Annotated in this window: 19 protein-coding genes and 2 pseudogenes; 12 read left to right on the top strand and 9 right to left on the bottom strand. The window is 68.7% G+C overall.

Annotation, left to right across the window (positions count from 1 at the left end; translation table 11 throughout):
* Positions 1-30: 30 nt before the first annotated feature.
* The 3 genes from VGO10_RS09120 to VGO10_RS09110 are packed head-to-tail and all read right to left on the bottom strand — an operon-like array spanning position 31 to position 1772.
* Positions 31-978 (bottom strand): YihY/virulence factor BrkB family protein, encoded by a 948-nt coding sequence (locus tag VGO10_RS09120; protein WP_327467417.1) that lies wholly within the window; start codon positions 976-978, stop codon positions 31-33.
* Positions 938-1108 carry a hypothetical protein gene (locus tag VGO10_RS09115; RefSeq protein ID WP_327467415.1) on the bottom strand — a complete coding sequence of 57 codons (171 nt, stop codon included), beginning with the start codon at positions 1106-1108 and terminating at the stop codon, positions 938-940. The genes VGO10_RS09120 and VGO10_RS09115 overlap by 41 nt, the downstream gene beginning before the upstream one ends.
* 49 nt (positions 1109-1157) lie before the next feature.
* Complete coding sequence (locus tag VGO10_RS09110) at positions 1158-1772, bottom strand: ANTAR domain-containing response regulator (RefSeq protein WP_327467413.1); 615 nt, start codon at positions 1770-1772, stop codon at positions 1158-1160.
* Between the two features lie 100 nt (positions 1773-1872).
* Here VGO10_RS09110 and VGO10_RS09105 point away from each other — a divergent pair, with 100 nt between their 5' ends.
* On the top strand, positions 1873-2655 hold the full coding sequence (locus VGO10_RS09105) for a SigB/SigF/SigG family RNA polymerase sigma factor (RefSeq protein WP_327467411.1): 783 nt from the start codon (positions 1873-1875) through the stop codon (positions 2653-2655).
* Here VGO10_RS09105 and VGO10_RS09100 read toward each other — a convergent pair.
* Positions 2579-3799 carry a MerR family transcriptional regulator gene (locus VGO10_RS09100; RefSeq protein ID WP_327467409.1) on the bottom strand — a complete coding sequence of 407 codons (1221 nt, stop codon included), beginning with the start codon at positions 3797-3799 and terminating at the stop codon, positions 2579-2581. The two genes, VGO10_RS09105 and VGO10_RS09100, sit on opposite strands and share 77 nt — an antisense overlap.
* A gap of 136 nt (positions 3800-3935) precedes the next feature.
* Between VGO10_RS09100 and VGO10_RS09095 the strand changes: the two genes are divergently transcribed.
* The 7 genes and pseudogenes from VGO10_RS09095 to VGO10_RS09065 all read left to right on the top strand — a co-directional run bounded on the left by VGO10_RS09095 (position 3936) and on the right by VGO10_RS09065 (position 8366).
* Positions 3936-4688 (top strand): SigB/SigF/SigG family RNA polymerase sigma factor, encoded by a 753-nt coding sequence (locus VGO10_RS09095; protein ID WP_327467407.1) that lies wholly within the window; start codon positions 3936-3938, stop codon positions 4686-4688.
* 36 nt (positions 4689-4724) lie between these two features.
* Entirely contained in the window at positions 4725-5219 is a 495-nt protein-coding gene (locus VGO10_RS09090) for a DUF6328 family protein (protein ID WP_327467405.1), read from the top strand.
* Complete coding sequence (locus VGO10_RS09085; protein ID WP_327467403.1) at positions 5216-5881, top strand: HAD family hydrolase; 666 nt, start codon at positions 5216-5218, stop codon at positions 5879-5881. The genes VGO10_RS09090 and VGO10_RS09085 overlap by 4 nt, the downstream gene beginning before the upstream one ends.
* Before the next feature lie 10 nt (positions 5882-5891).
* Complete coding sequence (locus tag VGO10_RS09080; RefSeq protein WP_327467401.1) at positions 5892-6095, top strand: hypothetical protein; 204 nt, start codon at positions 5892-5894, stop codon at positions 6093-6095.
* Between the two features lie 11 nt (positions 6096-6106).
* A pseudogene (locus tag VGO10_RS09075) lies at positions 6107-6406 on the top strand (hypothetical protein); the annotation flags it as partial.
* A gap of 104 nt (positions 6407-6510) precedes the next feature.
* Entirely contained in the window at positions 6511-7317 is an 807-nt protein-coding gene (locus tag VGO10_RS09070; protein ID WP_327467397.1) for a family 1 encapsulin nanocompartment shell protein, read from the top strand.
* A gap of 611 nt (positions 7318-7928) precedes the next feature.
* The gene (locus VGO10_RS09065; protein ID WP_327467395.1) at positions 7929-8366 is read left to right on the top strand and encodes a hypothetical protein; all 438 of its coding nucleotides are present in this window, start codon (positions 7929-7931) and stop codon (positions 8364-8366) included.
* Positions 8367-8923: 557 nt separating this feature from the next.
* Here the strand turns inward: VGO10_RS09065 and VGO10_RS09060 are convergent.
* Together VGO10_RS09060 and VGO10_RS21745 are read right to left on the bottom strand one after the other, a co-directional pair.
* Positions 8924-10567, bottom strand: coding sequence for a DUF6119 family protein (locus VGO10_RS09060; protein WP_327467393.1), 1644 nt, complete (start codon positions 10565-10567; stop codon positions 8924-8926).
* Positions 10568-10679: 112 nt separating this feature from the next.
* Positions 10680-11193, bottom strand: a pseudogene (locus VGO10_RS21745) (ferritin-like domain-containing protein).
* Positions 11194-11249: 56 nt separating this feature from the next.
* Here VGO10_RS21745 and VGO10_RS09050 point away from each other — a divergent pair.
* From VGO10_RS09050 to VGO10_RS09040, 3 genes are all read left to right on the top strand, one after another.
* Entirely contained in the window at positions 11250-11849 is a 600-nt protein-coding gene (locus tag VGO10_RS09050; protein ID WP_327467391.1) for a type 1 glutamine amidotransferase domain-containing protein, read from the top strand.
* A 75-nt stretch (positions 11850-11924) separates the two neighbouring features.
* On the top strand, positions 11925-12818 hold the full coding sequence (locus VGO10_RS09045; RefSeq protein WP_327467389.1) for a Ku protein: 894 nt from the start codon (positions 11925-11927) through the stop codon (positions 12816-12818).
* Positions 12819-12869: 51 nt separating this feature from the next.
* Positions 12870-13958 (top strand): DNA topoisomerase IB, encoded by a 1089-nt coding sequence (locus VGO10_RS09040; RefSeq protein WP_327467387.1) that lies wholly within the window; start codon positions 12870-12872, stop codon positions 13956-13958.
* On the opposite strand, the gene VGO10_RS09035 is transcribed toward VGO10_RS09040, so the two are convergent.
* The 3 genes from VGO10_RS09035 to VGO10_RS09025 are packed head-to-tail and all read right to left on the bottom strand — an operon-like array spanning position 13955 to position 15197.
* Positions 13955-14323 (bottom strand): STAS domain-containing protein, encoded by a 369-nt coding sequence (locus VGO10_RS09035; protein WP_327467385.1) that lies wholly within the window; start codon positions 14321-14323, stop codon positions 13955-13957. The genes VGO10_RS09040 and VGO10_RS09035 overlap by 4 nt on opposite strands.
* Positions 14324-14361: 38 nt before the next feature.
* Positions 14362-14745 carry a hypothetical protein gene (locus VGO10_RS09030; RefSeq protein ID WP_327467383.1) on the bottom strand — a complete coding sequence of 128 codons (384 nt, stop codon included), beginning with the start codon at positions 14743-14745 and terminating at the stop codon, positions 14362-14364.
* Positions 14742-15197, bottom strand: coding sequence for an ATP-binding protein (locus VGO10_RS09025; RefSeq protein WP_327467381.1), 456 nt, complete (start codon positions 15195-15197; stop codon positions 14742-14744). Before VGO10_RS09025 ends, VGO10_RS09030 begins: the two co-directional genes overlap by 4 nt.
* A 487-nt stretch (positions 15198-15684) precedes the next feature.
* On the opposite strand from VGO10_RS09025, the gene gltB reads away from it, so the two are divergent.
* Positions 15685-20202 carry a glutamate synthase large subunit gene (gltB, locus tag VGO10_RS09020; protein ID WP_327467379.1) on the top strand — a complete coding sequence of 1506 codons (4518 nt, stop codon included), beginning with the start codon at positions 15685-15687 and terminating at the stop codon, positions 20200-20202.
* Positions 20203-20222: the final 20 nt, after the last annotated feature.

Below are 20222 nucleotides of genomic sequence, written 5' to 3'. Positions count from 1 at the left end.
GGTCATAGAGCCTTTGCGCGACACAGACGCTTATTCCGGCGGCGCCGTGACCGCCGGCGGCCCGCCCGCGGCCGCGCGCTCGACCCGCTCCAGCTCCGCGTTGACCTCGGCCCCGAACAGGAACGCGCACGACGAGAGCCACAACCACAACAACAACACGATGACCGCGCCCGCCGCGCCATAGGCCGCGCCGTAGCTGCTGAAGTTCCTGATGTAGATCCCGAAGCCGATCGATGCGACGATCCAGATCACGACGCCGCCGGTGGCGCCGGGGGTGATCCAGCGCAGCTGCCGCGGCTCGACGTCCGGCGCGTAGGAGTAGATCAACGCGTAGGCCACCAACATGGCCACCAGCGCGAGCGGCCAGCGCACGATCGACCACACCGCCGCTCCCGTGGAGCCCAAGCCGATCGACCCCAGCAGATCGTGCGCGAAGCCGCCGCCGAGGAACAGCGCGGCGACAACGACCAACAACAACACCACGATCAGCAGCGTGATGCCCACATCGGTCAGCTTGCGGCCGACGAAGCCTCGGTCCTCCTCGACGCCGTAGATGCGATTCAACGCGCGACCCGCCGCACCGAACGCGCCCGAGGCGCCGTTCAACGCAACGACGATCGAGATCGCCAACGCAAACGAGACCGCGCCGCCCGAGGCGGACACGATCTTGTCCATCACCTTGCGGATCGCCTCCTGGGTGGCCGCATCGGCGCCCTGGCGGGCGAAGTAGTCGACCGCATTGGAGACCGTTTGCTGGTCGCCGATCAACGAGAACAGCGACGTCGCAAGGACGATCGCCGGAAACAACGACAACATCGCGTAGTACGTCAGCGCCGCCGCCACGTCGGTCATCTCGTGGCGGCGGAACTGAACGAAGGCGCGCTTGACGACGGCGACGTACGACGCGCGCGGCGCCGCCGGCGCTACGTCAACGGCGCTAGATGCGATTACGGCCTCCGAAGCGAGCGCCGTAGCCACCGCCGGCGCCGACGCCGCCGAGCAGCACGAGGATCGCGGCGACGATGCCGACGATCGCGGGCAGCCCGAGGGCGAGGCACAGCCAGTAGACGAGCGCTGCAACGAGGATGGCGATGAGGATTCCGATCATGGCGAAGGAGTTCCCGGCCACGGCCATCATCATTCACCCAATTGCCGGTTCACGCGGCGTCCCCGTCGCCGCTGGAGCCCAGCAGCGCGTGGCCGTCGGTGACTGACGCGGCAACGTCCACAACGGTCCGGTTATTGGAGCGGGCGTGGCTGCGCAAGCGGTCGAACGCGAGCCGGTCGGTCAAACCATGGCGCTCCATCAGGATTCCCTTGGCACGCTCGATCAGCGCGCGGCGCTCCAGCGCTGACTCCAGTCGGTCGACCTGCTCGGTGAGCCGCTGCGTCTCGGCATGGCGGCGCAGTGCGATCTCGATCGCGCTCTGCAGCGCCTCGGGATCACCGTCGCGGACCGACGCGTAGATCCCGCGCTCGGCGGCGCGGCGGACGAAGTCAGCGTCCTCGGCGGCCAGCAGCGCGATCACGGGGCCGCCGGCAAACGCGCTGATCTCCTCGACGAGATCCAGCGCGTGCTCGTCGTCGTTGTGCACCAAGACGACCGACAGCTCGGGGTCCTCGCGCGCGATCGCCTCGGTGACCTGTGCGAGGTCGACGGCCGTAGCCGTCACATCATGACCGAGCCGTTCAAGGGTCTGCGAGGTGCGCTCCAATGCCTCCTGATCCTCGTCGGCGGCAAGGATTCGGAGGCCGTCCGCTGGCGTGTCCACAGCGCCTATACTAGGTCGTCGACCGAGGGCCGTCGCCCCCGCTCTCGTGTCCTTCCTCGCGCCCCAGCCCCTGGCGCCGTGCATTGCCCGCACGACGCCTATGCAGCATGACGCCAACCGCGCCCGGGAGGAACGCCTCCTCTTCACCCGCCTCTCCGAGGGTCGGGATCCTGCGCTGCGCGCGCAGCTGGTCGAGCGCTACCTGCCGCTGGCTCGCCAGCTGGCGCGCCGCTACCAGCGCCCCGAGGAGCCGCTCGACGATCTGATGCAGGTTGCCTCGCTCGGCCTCGTCAAGGCGATCGACCGCTTCGACGCGACGCGCGAGGTGGCGTTCTCCTCCTACGCGGTCCCGACGATCCTCGGCGAGATCAAGCGCCATTTCCGTGATCGCACATGGTCGGTGCGCGTCCCACGCGACCTGCAGGAGATGGCGCTGAAGGTCGAGCGCGCGGTCAACGAGCTGACGCGTGACCTGCATCGCCAGCCCACCGTGCCCGAGCTCGGTCTGCATCTCGGCATCAGCGAGGAGGCCGCGCTTGAGGCGCTGCAGGCCGCCGGCGCCTACCACGCGACGTCGCTCGACACCCCGCGGGGGACCGAGAGCGAGCCGGGCGACACGCTGGCCGACACGATCGGCGGCGACGAGGACGGCTATGACCTGGCCGAGGATCGGGCGACGATCGACCGCCTGATGCGCTCGATCACGCCGCGTGAGCGCGAGGTGCTGCGGCTGCGCTTCGAGCAGGATCTGACGCAGGCCGAGATCGGCGAGATCATCGGCGTCTCGCAGATGCAGGTCTCGCGGCTCATCCGCCAGGCGGTCTCGCGTCTGCGGCTCGCCGCCGGAAGCGCTCCTGGGGCTTCGGCTCCGGAGCAGCGCTGACGTTCGCCGCAAGCTCGCGGACGAGCCGATCGCGCAGCAGCGCGAAGCCCAAGGAAGCCGAGATCGCGGCCAGCAGTCGGCGATTGTCGTCGTCGAGCGGTTCGACCTCGTCGAAGATCAACACCAACATGCCGAGCACCTCGCCGGCGACGGCGATCGGCACGCCGACCGCGTGCAGCGCTGCGGGGACGCCGAGCGAGCGCGCCGCCGGCTCGTCCAGCCACGCGCCGTGGACGTCGCGCAGCGCGCGGCCGACCTGCGGATGGGCGGCGACGGTCAGCGCGGTCGCATCCAGTGCGCCGCGGCGCGTGCCGTCCAGCACGAGCCGCCCGCTCACGTAGGAGGCGAGGCCGACGTCGACCGCGCCGGTCTGGCGGATCAGGATGTCGAGGCCCGAATCGATGACGTCGGGTCCGGGCTCATGCTGGAACTCGGCGGCCAGACTGCCGAGCGCGTCGAGCCAGCGGTCGTGGCGCTCGGAGCGATCGCGCAACTGCGCGAGCTCGGCCTGGGCGTTGGCCAGCGCCGTGCGCGCCTCGTGCTCGCCGCGGGTCTCGACGCCGACGATCGCGATCAGCGGCACTTCACCCGGCTCGACGGGCAGGCGGTAGACGATCGAGCGCGCGGTGATGGCGGCGCTGCCCGGGCCGGCGACGCTGCCGCCCCAGGGCGGGTGCTCGATCTCGGCGCCGGGAAGGTCTGCGGCGAAGTGCGCGCGCATGGTCGCGCCGGCGCGATGGGTGGCGATGGTCGGCAGGAGCTCCCCGGGCGCGGGGGCGCCCTCGATCGTGCTGAGCGCCGCGTTGGCCCACGCGAGACGCAGCGGCTCCGGGCCGGAGATCAGCGCGACCGGCACGGGCGCACGCTCGACGGCGGCGCGAAACGCGGCCTCCGGCGGTGCGTCGCCCGGTGCGGCACCGCGCGCCGCGGCGATCGCGTCGGGCAGCGGCGTGCCCGCGCCCATGGCGTGGCGCACCGCCACGACCCGCGCCGCGTCAGCGATTGCATAGCGACGCGGTCCCGAGCCGGTGCGCACCGGCTCCGGGAAGCCGTGACGGCGCTCCCAGGTGCGCAGCCGCTCGCGCGAGACGCCCGTCAGCGCCGAGAAGCGTGTCGCGCTGACGGTCTGCCCACGTGTGTCCACCCCGCTCACCTCTGCAGTTGTTGCCCATCTGACGGCTGCCCATGCATGTCCACCTTGCGCGGACGGTCGCACCGGCAAGGATGGGGCCATCCCCAGAACTGGGGATGGCAGGCAGGGGACATCCACTGGAGGGAACATGCACCCCACGACGGCGAGCGGCGATGACGTACGCGCCCTGCTGCATCGATGGCACTTCGAGGGCGATCGGGACGCACGCGACGAGGTGGCGGCGCGCATGCTGCCCTTGGCGCGCAGCCTCGCTCGGCGCTACGCCAACAAGGGCGAGCCGCTCGACGACCTCGAGCAGGTCGCATGCCTGGGCCTCATCAAGGCGATCGACCGCTTCGACCTCAGCCGCGAGGTGCGCTTCGCCACCTACGCGGTCCCGACGATCGCCGGCGAGCTCAAGCGCCACTTCCGCGACCGCGGCTGGATGATGCGCGTGCCGCGTGAGGTCCAGGAGCTCAGCGGCAAGCTCGGGGTCGTGCGCGAGCGGCTGGTCTGCGACCTGTCGCGCTCACCGACCGTCGCCGAGCTGGCGCGGGCCACGGGCGCGGACGAGGATCGCGTGCTAGAGGCGCTGGCCGCAGCCCAGGCCTATCGCACGCTCTCGCTCGACCAGCCGTTCCAGGATGGCACCGGCCCGTTGGAGGCGATCGGCGACGACGATCTGGGCTTCGAGCAGGCCGAGGCGCGCGCGATGCTTGCCAACGGCCTCCACGAGCTGGCCCCGCGTGAGCGCGAGATCGTCCGGCTGCGCTACTTCGAAGGTCTGACCCAGCGGGAGATCGCCGAGCACATCGGGATCTCGCAGATGCACGTCTCACGCCTGATCCGGCGCACCGTGCAGCAACTGCGCGAGCAGATCACGCTGCCGGCCGCCGCATAGGACGGCGCCTCAACGGAGAAGACCTGGAGCGTCGCCATGACGCCCCAGGACTCACAACGCCACGCCCGTTCCGACGAGGACGAGGGCGAGCGGCTGGACCGCGAGCTGATCGAGCTGCTCAACGAACTGCGCGTCGTCATGCCCGGCGTGCAGGTGCTCTTCGGCTTCCTGCTGACCGTGCCGTTCCAGCAGCGCTTCACGACGATCGACGACTTCCAGCGGATCGTCTACTTCGTGACGCTGCTGCTTGTCGCCGCCTCGTCGGCGTTCCTGATGGGCCCGTCGGCGTTTCATCGGCTGACGTTCCGCGAGGGGCAGAAGCCCTACCTCGTCGAGCTGGGCACGCGCCAGACGATCGTCGGCATGGCGTTGCTGGCGCTGGCGATGAACGGCGTTCTGCTCCTGCTCACCGACCTCCTGTTCCACACGGCCACCGTCGCGATCGTGGTGGCGGCGATGGTCGGGCTGTTCGGCTGGCTGTGGTTCGGCCTCGCGTTGCGGCGCCGCGCTTCGGGCAGGACCGAGTGGTGACCGCCCGCAAGCCGCCTCCGGCCGCGATCCTCGACATCGACGGGACGCTGGTCGACACCAACTACCACCACGCGATCGCATGGTTCCGGGCGTTTCGTCAGCACGGCCACGTCGTGCCGATCTGGCGGATCCACCGCCACATCGGGATGGGCGGGGACAAGCTGGTTGCCGCGTTGCTCAGCAAGGAGGTCGAGGAGCGTGAGGGCGCCGACATCCGGGCGGCCGAGACCGCGCTCTACCTCACGTTCATCGAAGAGGTCGAGCCGCTGCGCGGAGCGCGGGCGTTGATGCAGGACTTGCGTGACCGCGGCCGCCAGGTCGTGCTCGCCTCGAGCGCGAAGGCCGACGAGGTCGACCATTATCTCGACCTGCTCGACGCGCGCTCACTGGCGGATTCGTGGACGACGGCGGCCGATGTGGAGCAGACCAAGCCGGCGCCCGACCTGATCCTCGCGGCCCTGGCGAAGCTCGACGGCGCGCCGGGGATCATGATCGGCGACTCGACCTGGGACTGCCAGGCGGCCAAGGCCGCGGGGATCGACTCGCTGGCGGTGTTGACCGGCGGGTTCTCCGAGGAAGAGCTGCTGGAGGCGGGCGCCTCAGCGGTCTTCCACTCGATCGATGCGCTGCGGATGGGCCTGGACGACACGCCTCTGGGGTAGGCCGGTCGGCATGAGCCTTTCCGTGCCCGTTCTGGAAGTCCCGCAGCCCGTCGAGCCGCCGACGCCGGTCGCGCCGCCCGAGCCCTCGCCGGTCCCGACCGACCCCGAGCCGCCGGCACAGCCCGACACGCCCGGCCATCCGGTCGGTCCCGACGTGCCCGAGCCCGACACGCCGCGCGAAGATCCGATCGATCCGCCGGCGCCCGCGGAGTAGGTTCCCGCCTCATGGGCTTCGACCAATACCACGAGCCGCCGGAGGAGCTGCCGGCGGAGACCCGCACGTTCGCGCGGCTCTGCGCGTCGCTGACCGAGGAGGCCGAGGCGATCGGCTGGTACGAGCAGCGGCTGGCCGTCGAGAAGGATCCGGAGGCGCATGCCGTGATGAGCGACGCCGTCGGCGAGGAGTACAAGCACTTCTCGATGGACTTGGAGTTCTTGCTGCGCCGCAAGCCGAAGTGGCGCCAGATCGCCGAAGGCGTGCTGTTCCAGGGCGGCGACATCGTCGAGCACGGCGAGGCCGCCGAGGCGGCGGCGGGGGATGAGGGCGGGGGAGACGAGGATGGCGGCTCGTTGTCGGCCGCGTCTGCCGACGGCTCGCTGGGCATCGGCTCGCTGAGGGCGGGCGCGCGATGAGCGGCCATCTGCTGCGCAGCCATGCGCCGATCTCCGAGGCGGGCTGGAAGCTGATCGACGAGGAGGCGCGCGCCCGGCTGACGCCGGGGCTGGCGGCTCGGCGGCTGGTCGACTTCGACGGACCGAAGGGGTGGACGTACTCGGCGACCAATCTGGGCCGTGTGGCCGACGGCGAGATCTCGCCGCTGGAGCACGTCGAGGGACGGGTGCGCCGCGTCCTGCCGCTGGTGGAATTGCGTGCGCGCTTCACGGTCTCGCGCGCCGAGCTCGCGGCGGGCGACCGCGGCGCCGACGACGTCGACTTCGATGACTTGGATGCGGCCGCGCAGCGTGTGGTGGTCGCGGAGAACGCGGCGGTCTTCCATGGCTGGTCGGAGGCGGGGATCGACGGCGTTGCGCGGGTGTCGCCCCATGATCCGATCCCGTGCGGCGATGTCATCGACCGCTGGCCGTCACATGTGGCGCGCGCGGTAGAGACACTGCTGCGCAACGGGGTGAGCGGGCCTTACGGGCTGGCGCTCGGCCGCGAGGAGTACACCCGCGTGACCGAGACCGCCGAGCACGGCGGCTACCCCTTGTTCGACCACCTCCGCAAGATCCTCGGAGGACCGATCGTCTGGGCGCCGGGCGTCGATGGCGGCATCGTGCTGTCGCTGCGGGGCGGGGATTTCCTGTTTGAGTCCGGTCAGGACGTCTCCGTGGGCTATGAGTCCCACGATGCCGATGCCGTGACGCTGTACTTGGAGGAGTCCTTCTCGTTCCGCGTTGCGTCACCGGAGGCGGCGGTGGCGATCGTGCGCTGACCCGTCGGCGGCGCCTTGTTTCGTTGCGGTGGGTCAGGGTGCGGTGTGTGGTTGGTTGGGCGGCGCTCCGCGACGATCGCCACCGCGCTCGTGTGGTCTGGGGTGTTGGGTGAAAGTGTTGCTCTGTGGTTTGGCGCGCATTTGTGTGGGCATCGAACGAGCGCCGCGCGGATGGCGACATCACGGATCACCGACTCGTCCCGACGCTCTCGCGCCGCCAACGAGCCGCTGCGCGACTTGCCATCGATCCACGTCGTTGAGACCCCGCATATCGGGGTCTAAACGACGCGGATCCCCATCCGCGTTGGTAACGCCCGCCCGGGCGCCGGCGGACGACCGGCCAACGCCGTGAGCGACCGATCCCGCTCACTCCCCTCGGTGCCGACAGACCACGCAGCACACCCAACCCCGGTCGCGCTGAACGCCCGGACGCCAGCGCCCGGGAGTTGTTGGTGTTGTCGACTAGCAACGAGTGCGCCAATTCTGCAACGACTCTGCGTAATCGATCAATTCCGTCTGCACGCCTCGCTAGGCTCCGCCTTCATCCAAATCAAATGACCCCCGCGCCGCGTCAACGGCCGGGGGCATGACCCACAGGAGCAACGACTCCCATGAGTACCCCGCAGCGTACCCACGCGCCGACGACGCTCGTCGTCGACCGCCAGACCGCCGACGTTCTGCGCGCCGAGGCCAAGAAAATCGCGATGTTCGAGCACGACCCGTTCGAGGACTTGCTCGACTTCAGCCCCGACGCCCAGCACGGCCTCTTCCAGCGCTACCGCGACGTCTTCGACCTCATCGACGCCGTCGGATGCAATCCCGAGAAGGTCGACCCGGACCAGGAGACCTTCGAGGTCCCGTTGACCGAGGATCTGATCAACCTTCTCGGCCTGCGTCGCTACGACTTGGCGATGAGCAACGCCGATCGCCTCCCTGACGGCATCGAGCCGATCTCCCCCGAGACCCTCGAGGCCATCACCCACGACCGCCTCGCCGCCCAAACCCTCGACCGCCTCTTCACCACCTACAACAAGGCCACAAAGGCTTGAGGCACACCGTGGTTGCCGTGGCTCTGTCCACGGCAACCACGGGGCGGCCCTGGGCGCACAAGCCTGCCGCAGGAATCTGCGCTCAGCTCTAGCGCGTGCCGCGGAGCTCAGGTGGCGTTAGCGATGCGTCCGCCCGGCACGCATTCGGCCACGGCGTTGCCATCGTCATCGAACGCGACGAGGAGGAGACCGTCGCTCCTCTGCGATGCGTCTTCGGCGAGGCGCCAGAGCCTCATACGCCACGCTCTCCCGATCGAAGGATTCGACCAAGTTACCGGTGTCGAAGATCGAGTAGGTCATGACCATCTCATCGTACCCAGGCCTCAGATCGCACGTCAACGCACCTTCCTGACGTCGGTCACGAACATTTGCAGTTGCGCTGGAACGCCCCAGATCGACCAATGTCCGGGACCACTGGCGTCTGCAACGCAGACGCGATGCCCGGTCGCTGCGCGGCGCGCTCGGGCACCCACAGATCCTCTACGGCCTCATCTGCCCGCTGCGCCAATGTCACTCTCCTGCTGACCGTGCGCGCTGGCCTCTCGACAGCAACCTCCTCAGGAGACGGTCGCTTTCGGGACGGCCTGTTTGAGCGTGTGTAGCCGCGCCTTGCGCTCACGGGCTGGACGACCGGTGAGGGTTACCCCCGTTCGGATCTCATCGAGATGGACCGTGAAACCCATCGTCCGTAGCCGCTCCACATTTCTCCAAAGGAACACCTTGGTGAAGAACGGCAGATCCTCGGCTACCTGCCCGGGGACACCAGAGTTGGTGATGAGCGCAAGAATGATCGGGTAGTCGCCGGCATCGATCGTCTCGCTGACGAGGTTCTCGAAGCCGGGTTTCGCCTTTGCCAGCTTCTCGCGAAACGCTGTGCGGAAGTCGGCGTTGCCCTTGAGTAGCTCGGCGGATACGACTGCCTGTCCGATGAGGTGGCTCAGCGGTCCGGAGCCGCCCTTGCGTTTCTTGACGTGGATGATCGCTCGCTGGTTGGTGAAGAGGTCGCACGGTTCGATGGCCGATCTCCCTTCGAGTTTGATGTTCTGCCGATCGAGGAGTGCGACGGTCGGTAGGTCGGCGGCAACCGCAAGGTTGTACTCGCCTTCTGACTCATTAGGCACGGCGTCAGGCAGCGACAGCCCCGACGGTGTAAGGGTCGTAATGAAGCGATCGACCTGGTCGGCGAGCGTCTTCTTTATCCGGTACCAGACCCCGCCGTCGAGAATAACCCGCTCGTGGCCCAGGGTCATTTCGTGGTACAGACAGGTCCATAGCGACCATTCTTGTACCGGCTGTTTATCGTCGTTTCGTGCCACGAGCATGGCGCTGTCAAGCACGCGGCGCACTCGTTCAGGATCCGTTACCGATGTGATCACAAGGCTGAGTAACGTGTTTGTCGTCGGCTCGTCGACGATTGTCTCGCGTCCCCGGCGCGTTACCGAGAAGTCGACGATGTCGTTTGAGACCAGCTCGGGCGGATAGACGTCAATACCAGCCCAACGCCGCTGGCCGACGCGCGTCGCGAGCCGGCTGTCGAGAGCCTTGATCTCTTCTGGGTCGGTGATCTCCTCGATGTCATCGATGTGGGGGAACTCATGGCGATATCCCGTCTGGCGGCTTCGGTCCAGCATGCTGGCGCAGAGCGTTGCCAGTGTGTTGGCGTTGACCTCGGCGGTGACCCGCGCGGCGTCATGGCCTCTGAGGCGCTTCCCCACTACGTCGTCGCGGGTGGTGCCCTCTAGTGCGGTGACCAACTCGCGTTGCCAGTCGACTTCCAGCGCATCGATCCGCGCTTGTCGCGACAGCTGCCGTTGGGTGTGCATCACCGACTCGCCGAACGTACGCGCCTGAGCACCACGCAACAGCGACGGGTCGAGGGAGTTGAGTGCGACACGAAGGCCGAACCGTCGCTCGTAGCGGCGGGCGTCGAGCATGGTCCATCCGCTGCCAAACGTCAGAGCAAAGCGTCTGCCTGCAGCTTGCAGCACGAACACCGCATTCGAGCTCATCGTGCGATCGTCGGCTGACGGGTCCATATGCGGGCCGAGCAAGGACAGCCATTGCGGTACGCGTGCGTCCTGCACCTGCACGAATATGGTTCCTTGGGTCTCGCCCGCGCTGACGTCGTGGGTGCGGATATCGAGGCGGTCTGGCTTCAAGGCCTCGATATCCGACGTGACGTCTTGCTTGAGGAGGTACACACTCAGGGACTTGGTAGCCACGCTCGGGTATATCGGCGTTAAGCGCCGAAAACGAAAGCGTGCACAATCTGTTGCTGAGGGAAAGAAACCGGCTGAGTCGTTCGCAGGGTTCCTACGCCAGCCCCTCCGCCTCGTACTCCCTCAGATACCCCTCGAACAACCGCCGGTGCCCCTCCTCGTCACGCAGGATCGCGATGACCATGTCGTTGGTCACCGGATCCACGCCCTCGGTCGCCTCGATGACCGCGTTGTAGTGCTCGATCGCGCCGGTCTCGGCCTCGATGACGCCCTTGATGACGTGGACGACGTTCGGTCTGGTGCTCGGGCGGTTGGAGGTAGCTCTGCTCGGCGGTGAAGTCCATGGAACCGGGGACGACCCCGTACAGCTCCTTGATGCGCGCGGCGAACTGCTGCGCGTGGCCGAGCTCCTCCTGGATGTCGGCGTTCAGGGACTCGATGATCTCCTGGGCGCGGACGCCGTCCGGATTCACGGAGTTCGAGATGTAGGACATGACCGTCTCGATCTCCATCCAGTAGGCCTTCTCGAGCATCTTGATGATCTCTTCGCGCTCGGAGGACTTGTCGTCGGCCAGGATGCCCTGACTCGCGTTTCGTGTCGTGGTCATGCGGTGAGCCCTACCCGTAGCTCCCTGACCCCGAATCACGAGGAGGCACATCGGCAATGGCCGACACCCTGAACGGCAAGAAGGTGGCGATCCTGGTCGCCAACGAGGGCATCGAGCAGGTCGAGCTCACGGAGCCGCGCAAGGCACTGCAGGACGCCGGCGCGACCGTCGAGCTGCTCGCACCGGAGTCCGGTGAGGCCCAAGCGTTCAACCACCTCGACAAGGCCGACAGCTTTCCGGTCGACCGCGCGGTGACCGACGCGAGCGCCGAGGACTACGACGCGTTGATGCTCCCCGGCGGCGTCGCCAACCCCGACAACCTGCGCACGCACCCCGAGGCCGTCGCGTTCGTCCGTGCGTTCTTCGACGCCGGCAAGCCGGTCGCGGCGATCTGCCACGCGCCGTGGACGCTCATTGAGGCCGACGTCGTCCGCGGGCGAACGCTGACCTCGTGGCCGTCGCTGCAGACCGACCTGCGCAACGCCGGTGCCACGTGGGTCGACGAAGAGGTCCACGTGGACGAAGGACTCGTAACCTCCCGCAAGCCCGACGACCTGAAGGCCTTCAACGCCAAGATGGTCGAGGAGTTCGCTGAGGGCCCGCACGAGGGCAACAAGCCCGCCGGGCGCTTCGAGAAGGACGCCATCAAGGCCTAACGGCAGGGCTCCACCACGCAAGAATGCCTGCGGGGCGTGTGCAAAGCACGCCCCGTCGGGCACACTTGACGGTCCATGCCCCGTTCGATCTGGACCGGCGCCATCAGCTTCGGGCTCGTCACCGTGCCCGTCAAGCTGTACAGCGCAGTCAACCGCAAGACCGTCCGCTTCAACCAGCTCAACGCCAAGACGGGTTCGCGGATCGCGCAGAAGCGCGTCGACGCCTCCACCGGGGAGGAGGTCGCCTATGAGGATCTGGTCAAGGGCTATGAGATCTCGTCGGACCGTTACGTGGTGATCGACCCGGCCGAGCTCGACTCCGTCCAGCCCGCCAAGACGAAGACCATCGACATCGAGGACTTCGTCGATCTGGAGGAGATCGACCCGATCTTCTACGACCACCCGTACTACCTCGCACCCGGGGCCGGGGGCGCCAAGCCTTATCGCCTGCTGCTGGAGGCGATGCGCGACACCAACCGCGTCGCGATCGCCAAGGTCGTCATCCGCCAGAAGGAGAGCCTGGTCGCGATCCGGCCCCTGGCCGACCACGATGTCCTCGAGATGGCGACGATGCTCTTCGCCGACGAGGTCGTCGACCCCGCCCGCATTGACGACATCCCCGCCGCCGAGGACGTCAAGACCAACAAGCGTGAGATCGACATCGCCAAGCAGCTGATCGAGTCGCTGGCCGGTGAGTTCGAACCGACGAAGTACAAGGACACCTACCGCGAGGCCGTCCTCGAGATGATCGAGAAGAAGGCCGCCGGCGAGGAGATCGTCATCCAGCCCGAGGACGAGGAGACCGCGCCGGTCCCCGACCTCATGAGCGCGCTGAAGGCGAGCCTCGACGCGGTGCGCGAGCGCACGGGCGACGAGGACGGTGATGGCGGCGACGTCAAGCCTAAGCGTAAGCGCGCGAGCTCCTCGAAGTCCGGCACCACCAAGAAGGCCAAGAGCGCGGCCAAGTAGCGCCGCGCCCGATCGCGGCTGCCGTCCGCGATCGCCGGGTACATCGGCGGCGTGCCGGAACCGCGCCAGCCCCGTCTCAGGAAGGTCGACTGCAGCGGCCCCGGCCTGCGCCGGGTCAAGCGCGGCCGCGGCTTCTCGATCCTCGACCCCGACGGCGAGCGCGTCGAGGAGCCCGAGATCCTGGCCCGCGTCAACGAGCTGGTCATCCCGCCCGCCTGGCAGGGCGTGTGGATCTGCCCCTATCCCGGCGGCCACATCCAGGCCACCGGCATCGACCAGCGCGGGCGCAAGCAGTACCTCTACCACCCGCGCTGGCGCGCCCGCCGCGACCAGGCCAAGTTCGAGGACATGGTCGTCTTCGCCCGCACGCTGCCGACCTTGCGTGCCCGTGTCGAAGACGACCTGGCCCGCCAGGACTTTTCCGCCGACCACGTCCTCGCCCTGGCCGTCCGCCTCCTGGATCGCGGCTTCTTCCGGATCGGCACCGAGGACTACGCCGTGACCAACGAGACCTACGGCCTGGCGACGATGAAGCAGCGCCACGTGCAGGTCCGCGACGGCGTCCTGTACTTCGACTACCCCGCCAAGCACGGCAAACGACGGATCCAGGCGGTCGTGGATCCCGACCTCGGCGACGACCTCTGCCGCCTCAAGCGCCGCCGCGGGGGCGGCGACGAGCTGCTGGCCTACAAGCGCGGCCGCCGCTGGGTCGACGTCAAGTCCTCCGACATCAACGCCTGGCTGAAGGAGACAACCGGCGAGGACGTCAGCGCCAAGGACTTCCGCACCTGGGGCGCGACCGTGCTCGCCGCCGTCGGCCTCGCGGTCAGCCCGGTGCCGCCAACCAAGACCGCGCGCAAGCGGGCGATGGCGCGCGTCGTCAAGGAGGTCGCCCACCACCTCGGCAACACGCCGGCGGTCGCGCGCGCTTCCTACATCGATCCGCGCACCTTCGATCGCTACCTCGACGGCGTCACGATCGCCGGCACGCTGCCCGGCCTCGCCGAGGCCGGCGACGGCACGGCGATCCAGGGCGCCGTCGAAGGCGCGGTGCTCGAGCTGCTGACCGGCGAGGACTCACCGGCGATGGCGCCACCTGGGGGCGAGGAGATCGCCGCCGAGCTGGCGAAGGCCGCTTAGGCCTGCGCCTCTTCCTCGTCCAGCGCCGCAACCGCCTCATCGCGCGAGCCGCGGATCGTGAAGATCTGATCCAGCCCCGTGATCTCGAACGTCTTGGCGATGTTCTGATCGACGTTGACGATCGTCAGGCGGCCGTCACGCGAGCGCAGGCGCTTGACCGTGCCGATCAGGACGCCGAGCGCCGTCGAGTCCAGGAAGGTCGTCTCGCCGAGGTCTACGACGATCCGCGACTTGCCGCCCTCGATCGCCTCGCCAAGCGCGGTCTTCAGCTCGGGCGCGGTGAACAGGTCGATCTCGCCGCGGACGGCGACGACCTGCGTTGACGCGTCAACGGGGTCCTGGGTAAGTGCGAAATCCGGTGGCATCGTGTTCCTTCAGTGTGACGAATCTGCCGAGGTGGTGATCAGTCGCGGAAGGCGAGCTGGAGCAGCAGCTCCGAGCCTTCTGCGGAGATGCCCGAGGCCACGTGCTCGAACACGTTCCCGATCCCGGGAAGCGACGCGGCGGCGACGAGTGCGTCAGCACCCCCGGCGGCCAATGGCCCGACGCGCAGCGAAAGACCCGCGGGCTCGGCATGGACATGGACGGTGACGCGACCGTTGGCCGTGTGGCTCGGCGCGTGCGCGGCAACCGCGTCGGTCAGCAGGAGGGCGTCGTCGAGGCGGTCGATCGGGCACTGCGCCCGAGCGGCCAGCATCCCGACGACGCGACCGAGGACCGGGCCGAGCAGCTCGGCCCGGCGGACGGTCAGCGTCGCCTCGTTGACGGTCGACAGTTCGGGGCTCATGCCGACGCTTCCCGGACGCCGTCGAGCTCGAAGACCATCCGCACCTCGGTCTGGTCCTGATCGTTGGTGCCGAGCTCCAGCGACGAGGCAAGCGTGGCGATCAGCGGCAGGCCGAGCCCGAGGCCGGGACTGTCGGGGCGCGGCAGGATGCCGCGGCCCTCGTCGCTGACGACGACCGTCAACGCCCCGTCGACCAGTCCGGCGCACACGCTCATCGGCCCGTCGCCGTCGGGGTAGGCGTGCACGACGACGTTGGTGCACGCCTCCGTGACCGCCAGCTTGACGTCGGCCAACGCGTGGTCAGGCACGTCAAGGGCGTCGCCAAGCCCGCCGAAGGCATGACGTACAACGGCCACGTTTTCGGCGCGGGCCGGCAGGGTCAGCTCGAAGTCGGGCGTCAGAAGGCTCCTGGTGGCGGTCGTGCCGGGGCGTCCCAGCCCCGGGTGTCTCATCGGCTGGATATGCCCACCCGGCGGTCGTCTTATTCGCGACGACGCGCGGACGGGCGCGAAGCGGGATGAGCATATCGGTCGCTGCCCCGGAATTCGGCGTTCAACGTGCGCTTTAAACACGCCGGGCCGCCCGAAGGCGACCCGACGCGTGTGGGGGAGGTCATCGCATCGCACCGGGGCAGGGTCGGGCGCTCTCCGTGACGCGATCTGGACGGGAGCATCAATCCCGCAGAGCCCGGTATGCCCCGGGCCGATGGGCGCAAACACGAGCGATCCGAGATACCGGAATCCGGTTTGCACGCAGACGATCTCCCTGCTCGCACCCCGTGTCTGGAGGCGTGCGCAGTGGCTGTATGCGATCGCGTACGGCTGTCCAATTTGGAGTGCTCTTGCTACTCTGCCGGGCTCCTTCTCACGCTCGAGAAGCCGGCACCTAGGGCGCCGGACGACCGAGCCTCCGTGCCCCCGGGCCGCCACGGGACACCTCATGACGATCTCTCGCTTTCCTCAGGCCGACGGCCTGTACGACCCCCGCTACGAGCACGACGCGTGTGGCGTCGCCATGGTCGCGCGGCTGGACAACCAGCCCGACCACGGCGTCATCCACCGCGCGCTCACGGCGCTGGACAACCTGGAGCACCGCGGCGCGGAGGGCGCAGACATCCGCACCGGCGACGGTGCGGGCATCCTCGTCCAGATTCCGGACGCGTTCTTCCGGCAGGTCGTCGACTTCGAGCTGCCGCCGCGTGGTGCCTATGGCGTCGCCGTCTGCTTCCTCCCGCGCGACCCGCAGCAGCGCCGCAAGCTCGAAGAGCTGATCGAGCTCAACATCCGCATCGAGGGTCAGCAGCTGCTCGGCTGGCGCGACGTCCCGGTCGACCTCGATCACGTCGGCGACACGGCCAACGCCTCGCGCCCGCACGTCAAGCAGCTGTTCGTCGGCGCCGGCCCGGGCTTCACGGAGGACCAGGACCGCTTCGAGCGCAAGCTCTACGTCATCCGGCGGATCGTCGAGCTGGCCGCCGGCCCCGACTTCTACGCCCCGAGCTTCTCCTCGCGCACCTGCGTGTACAAGGGGATGTTGATCTCCCACCAGCTGCGCAACTTCTATCCGGACCTCAAGGACGAGCGCTTCGGCTCGGCCCTGGCCCTGGTGCACAGCCGCTTCTCGACCAACACGTTCCCGAGCTGGGACCTGGCGCACCCGTTCCGCGTCATCGCCCACAACGGCGAGATCAACACGCTGATGGGCAACGCCAACTGGATGCGCGCGCGCGAGTCGCAGCTGGCCTCCGAGCTGTTCGGCCTCGACCTGCAGAAGGTCCTGCCGATCGTGCGCCCCGGCGGGTCGGACTCCGCGACCTTCGACAACGTCCTCGAGCTCCTGATGCTCGCCGGTCGCTCGCTGCCGCACGCGGCGATGATGATGATCCCCGAGGCCTACGCCGACCGCGACGACCTCCCGGACCACCTCAAGGGCTTCTACGCCTTCCACTCCTGTCTGATGGAGCCGTGGGACGGTCCGGCCTCGGTCTGCTTCACCGACGGCACCGTCGTCGGCGCGACGCTGGACCGCAACGGGCTGCGTCCCGGCCGCTGGGTCGAGACCACCGACGGCTACGTCATGCTCGGCTCTGAGACCGGCATGTTGCCGGTCGCGCCCCAGGAGGTCGTGCGCCTCGGTCGCCTCGCGCCGGGCAAGCTGTTCCTCGTCGATCTCGAGGCGGGTCGCATCGTCGACGACGCCGAGGTCAAGGAGCAGGTCGCCACCGCGCAGCCCTACAGCCGCTGGTTTGACGAGAACGTCGTGCGCTTCGACGACCTCCCGCTGCGGGAAGGGCTGACGCTGGCCCAGCCGCTGCGCGACCTTCAGTTGGCGTTCGGCTACAGCCAGGAGGACCTGCGCGTCCTGATGGCGCCGATGGCCAAGAACGGCGAGGAGCCGCTCGGCTCGATGGGCAACGACAACGCGCTGGCCGTGCTGTCAGATCAGCGCCCGGCGCTGTTCTCCTACTTCAAGCAGCTCTTCGCGCAGGTGACCAACCCGCCGATCGACCCGATCCGCGAGTCGATCGTCATGTCGCTGGGCACCGGCGTCGGCGCCGAAGGCAACCTCCTGGAGGCCGCGCCCGAGCATGCGCGCCAGCTGGTCATGGACCAGCCGATCCTGCGCAACGGCGAGCTCGAGACGCTGCGCTCGCTGGAGCACCCGTGGTTCAAGTCGCACACGATCGACATCACGTGGCCGGTGCAGGACGGCCCCGAGGGGCTGCACGCCCGCCTGGCCGAGATCTGCGACGAGGCCCACGACGTCATCGCCACTGGCGTCAACATCCTGATCCTCAGCGACCGCGGCATCGGCAAGCGCCGTGCGCCGATCCCGTCGCTGCTGGCCGTCGCCGCCGTGCACCACCACCTGGTGCGTGAGGGCACGCGTCTGCAGACCGGCCTGGTGCTGGAGTCTGGTGAGCCGCGTGAAGTGCATCACTTCGCGACGCTGATCGGCTACGGCGCCAGCGCCATCAACCCCTACGTCGCGTTCGAGACCGTCGACGCGATGGTCGCCGAAGGCCGTATCCCAGGTGTCGACTCCGCCGACCAGGCCGAGCGGCTGACCGTCAAGGCGATCGGCAAAGGCCTGCTCAAGACGATCTCCAAGATGGGGATCTCGACGATCCAGTCCTACTGCGGCGCGCAGATCTTCGAGGCCGTCGGCCTCGAGAAGCCGCTGATCGACCGCCACTTCTGCGGGACCGCGTCGCGCATCGGCGGCGTCGGCCTCGAGGTGCTGGCCCAGGAGGCGCTGGACCGCCACGAGCGCGGCTACGGACTGCCGGAGGATCTGCTGCCGGTCGGCGGCGTCTACGCCTGGCGCCGCGACGGCGAGCACCACATGTGGAACCCGGAGACGATCGCGGCGCTGCAGCACGCGGTCCGGGACACGAACGGCTCGGCCCAGGACAAGTACGACGAGTACGCGCGGATGGTCAACGAGAGCGCCACGCGCAAGGCGACGCTGCGCGGGCTGCTGAAGTTCCGCGGTGGCGCCGAGCCGATCCCGCTCGACGAGGTCGAGCCCGCCAAGGAGATCGTCAAGCGCTTCGCCACCGGCGCGATGTCGCTGGGCTCGATCTCCACCGAGGCCCACGAGAACCTGGCGATCGCCATGAACCGCCTCGGCGGGCGCTCGAACACGGGCGAGGGCGGCGAGGATCCGCGGCGCTTCGTCCGCGACGAGAACGGCGACCTGCGCCGCTCGGCGATCAAGCAGGTGGCGTCAGGCCGCTTCGGCGTGACGATCCACTACCTGGTCAACGCCGACCAGCTGCAGATCAAGATGGCCCAGGGCGCCAAGCCCGGCGAGGGCGGCCAGCTGCCCGGCCACAAGGTCGACAAGTACATCGGGTCGGTCCGGCACACGACGCCGGGCGTCGGCCTGATCTCGCCGCCGCCCCACCACGACATCTACTCGATCGAAGATCTCAAGCAGCTCATCTACGATCTGCGCTGCGCCAACCCCAAGGCGCAGGTCTCGGTCAAGCTCGTCTCCGAGGTCGGCGTCGGCACGGTCGCCGCGGGCGTCGCGAAGGCCAACGCCGACCACGTGGTCATCGCCGGCCACGACGGCGGCACGGGCGCCTCGCCTTTGAGCTCGATCGTCTCCGCCGGCGCGCCGTGGGAGATCGGCCTGGCCGAGACCCAGCAGACGCTGCTCAAGAACGACCTGCGCTCGCGCATCGTCGTCCAGACCGATGGCCAGCTCAAGACCGGCCGCGACGTGGCCATCGCGGCGATGCTCGGTGCCGACGAGATGGGCTTCTCGACCGCGCCGTTGATCGCGACGGGCTGCATCATGATGCGCGCCTGCCACCTCAACACCTGCCCGGTGGGCATCGCCACGCAGGACCCGGAGCTGCGCAAGCGTTTCCAGGGCACGCCCGAGCACGTCGTCAACTTCTTCTTCTTCGTGGCCGAGGAGCTGCGCGGCATCATGGCCTCGCTCGGCATCGCCAAGATGGAGGACTTGATCGGCCGCGTCGACCTGCTCGAGGCCGACGAGGCCATCGACCACTGGAAGGCGCGCGGGATCGACCTCACGCACCTGCTCACGTTCCCGCGCGACGTGGACGCGTCCAAGCCGCGCCACCGCACGCAGGCGCCGCCGCCGGTGCTCGACGACGCGCTGGATCACATCCTGTTGGAGAAGGCGCGGCCGGTCGTCGAGGGCGGCGACCAGCACGTCGACATCAACGTGCCGGTGCGCAACGTCAACCGCTGCGTCGGCGGCATGCTCTCCTCGCGGATCGCCGAGCTGCACGGTCGCGACGGCCTGCCGGCCGGTTCGGTCGACGTGACGTTCACCGGCTCGGCCGGGCAGTCGTTCGGCGGCTGGCTCGCGCCGGGCGTGACGTTCACGTTGCACGGCGACGCCAACGACTACACGGGCAAGGGCCTGTCGGGCGGCACGGTCGTCGTCACGCCGCCCGAGGGCGTCACCTTCGATGCCCAGGACAACGTCATCGTCGGCAACACGGTGCTCTACGGCGCGACGTCGGGCAAGGTGTTCCTGCGCGGCCTGGCGGGCGAGCGCTTCGCGGTCCGCAACTCGGGCGCCAGCGCGGTCGTCGAAGGCGTCGGCGACCACGGCTGTGAGTACATGACCGGCGGCCGCGTGGTCGTCCTCGGTGCGACGGGCCGGAACTTCGCCGCGGGCATGAGCGGCGGCTTCGCTTACGTCCTCGATGTTGACGGCGGCTTCCGCTCGCGCGTGAACCCGACGATGCTCAACCAGCTCGAAGAGCTGTCTGACGACGACGCCGCCGAGGTGCGCGGGCTGGTGCAGGAGCACTTTGACCGCACGGGCTCGACCGTCGCGTCCGGGCTGCTGGAGGACTGGGACAACGCCCGCGGGCGCTTCGTCAAGGTCTTCCCGGCCGATTACAAGCGCGTGCTGGCCGAGCAGGCCGCCGCGGCTACCGCGACAACGGAAGAGGTCGCCGCATGACCACCACACCCCACGCCACC

Source organism: Baekduia sp. (assembly GCF_035996765.1).
In the GTDB taxonomy this organism is placed as follows: domain Bacteria; phylum Actinomycetota; class Thermoleophilia; order Solirubrobacterales; family Solirubrobacteraceae; genus Baekduia.
Note: the sequence above shows the minus strand (reverse complement) of the source record. Positions and strands in the feature narration are given on the sequence as shown.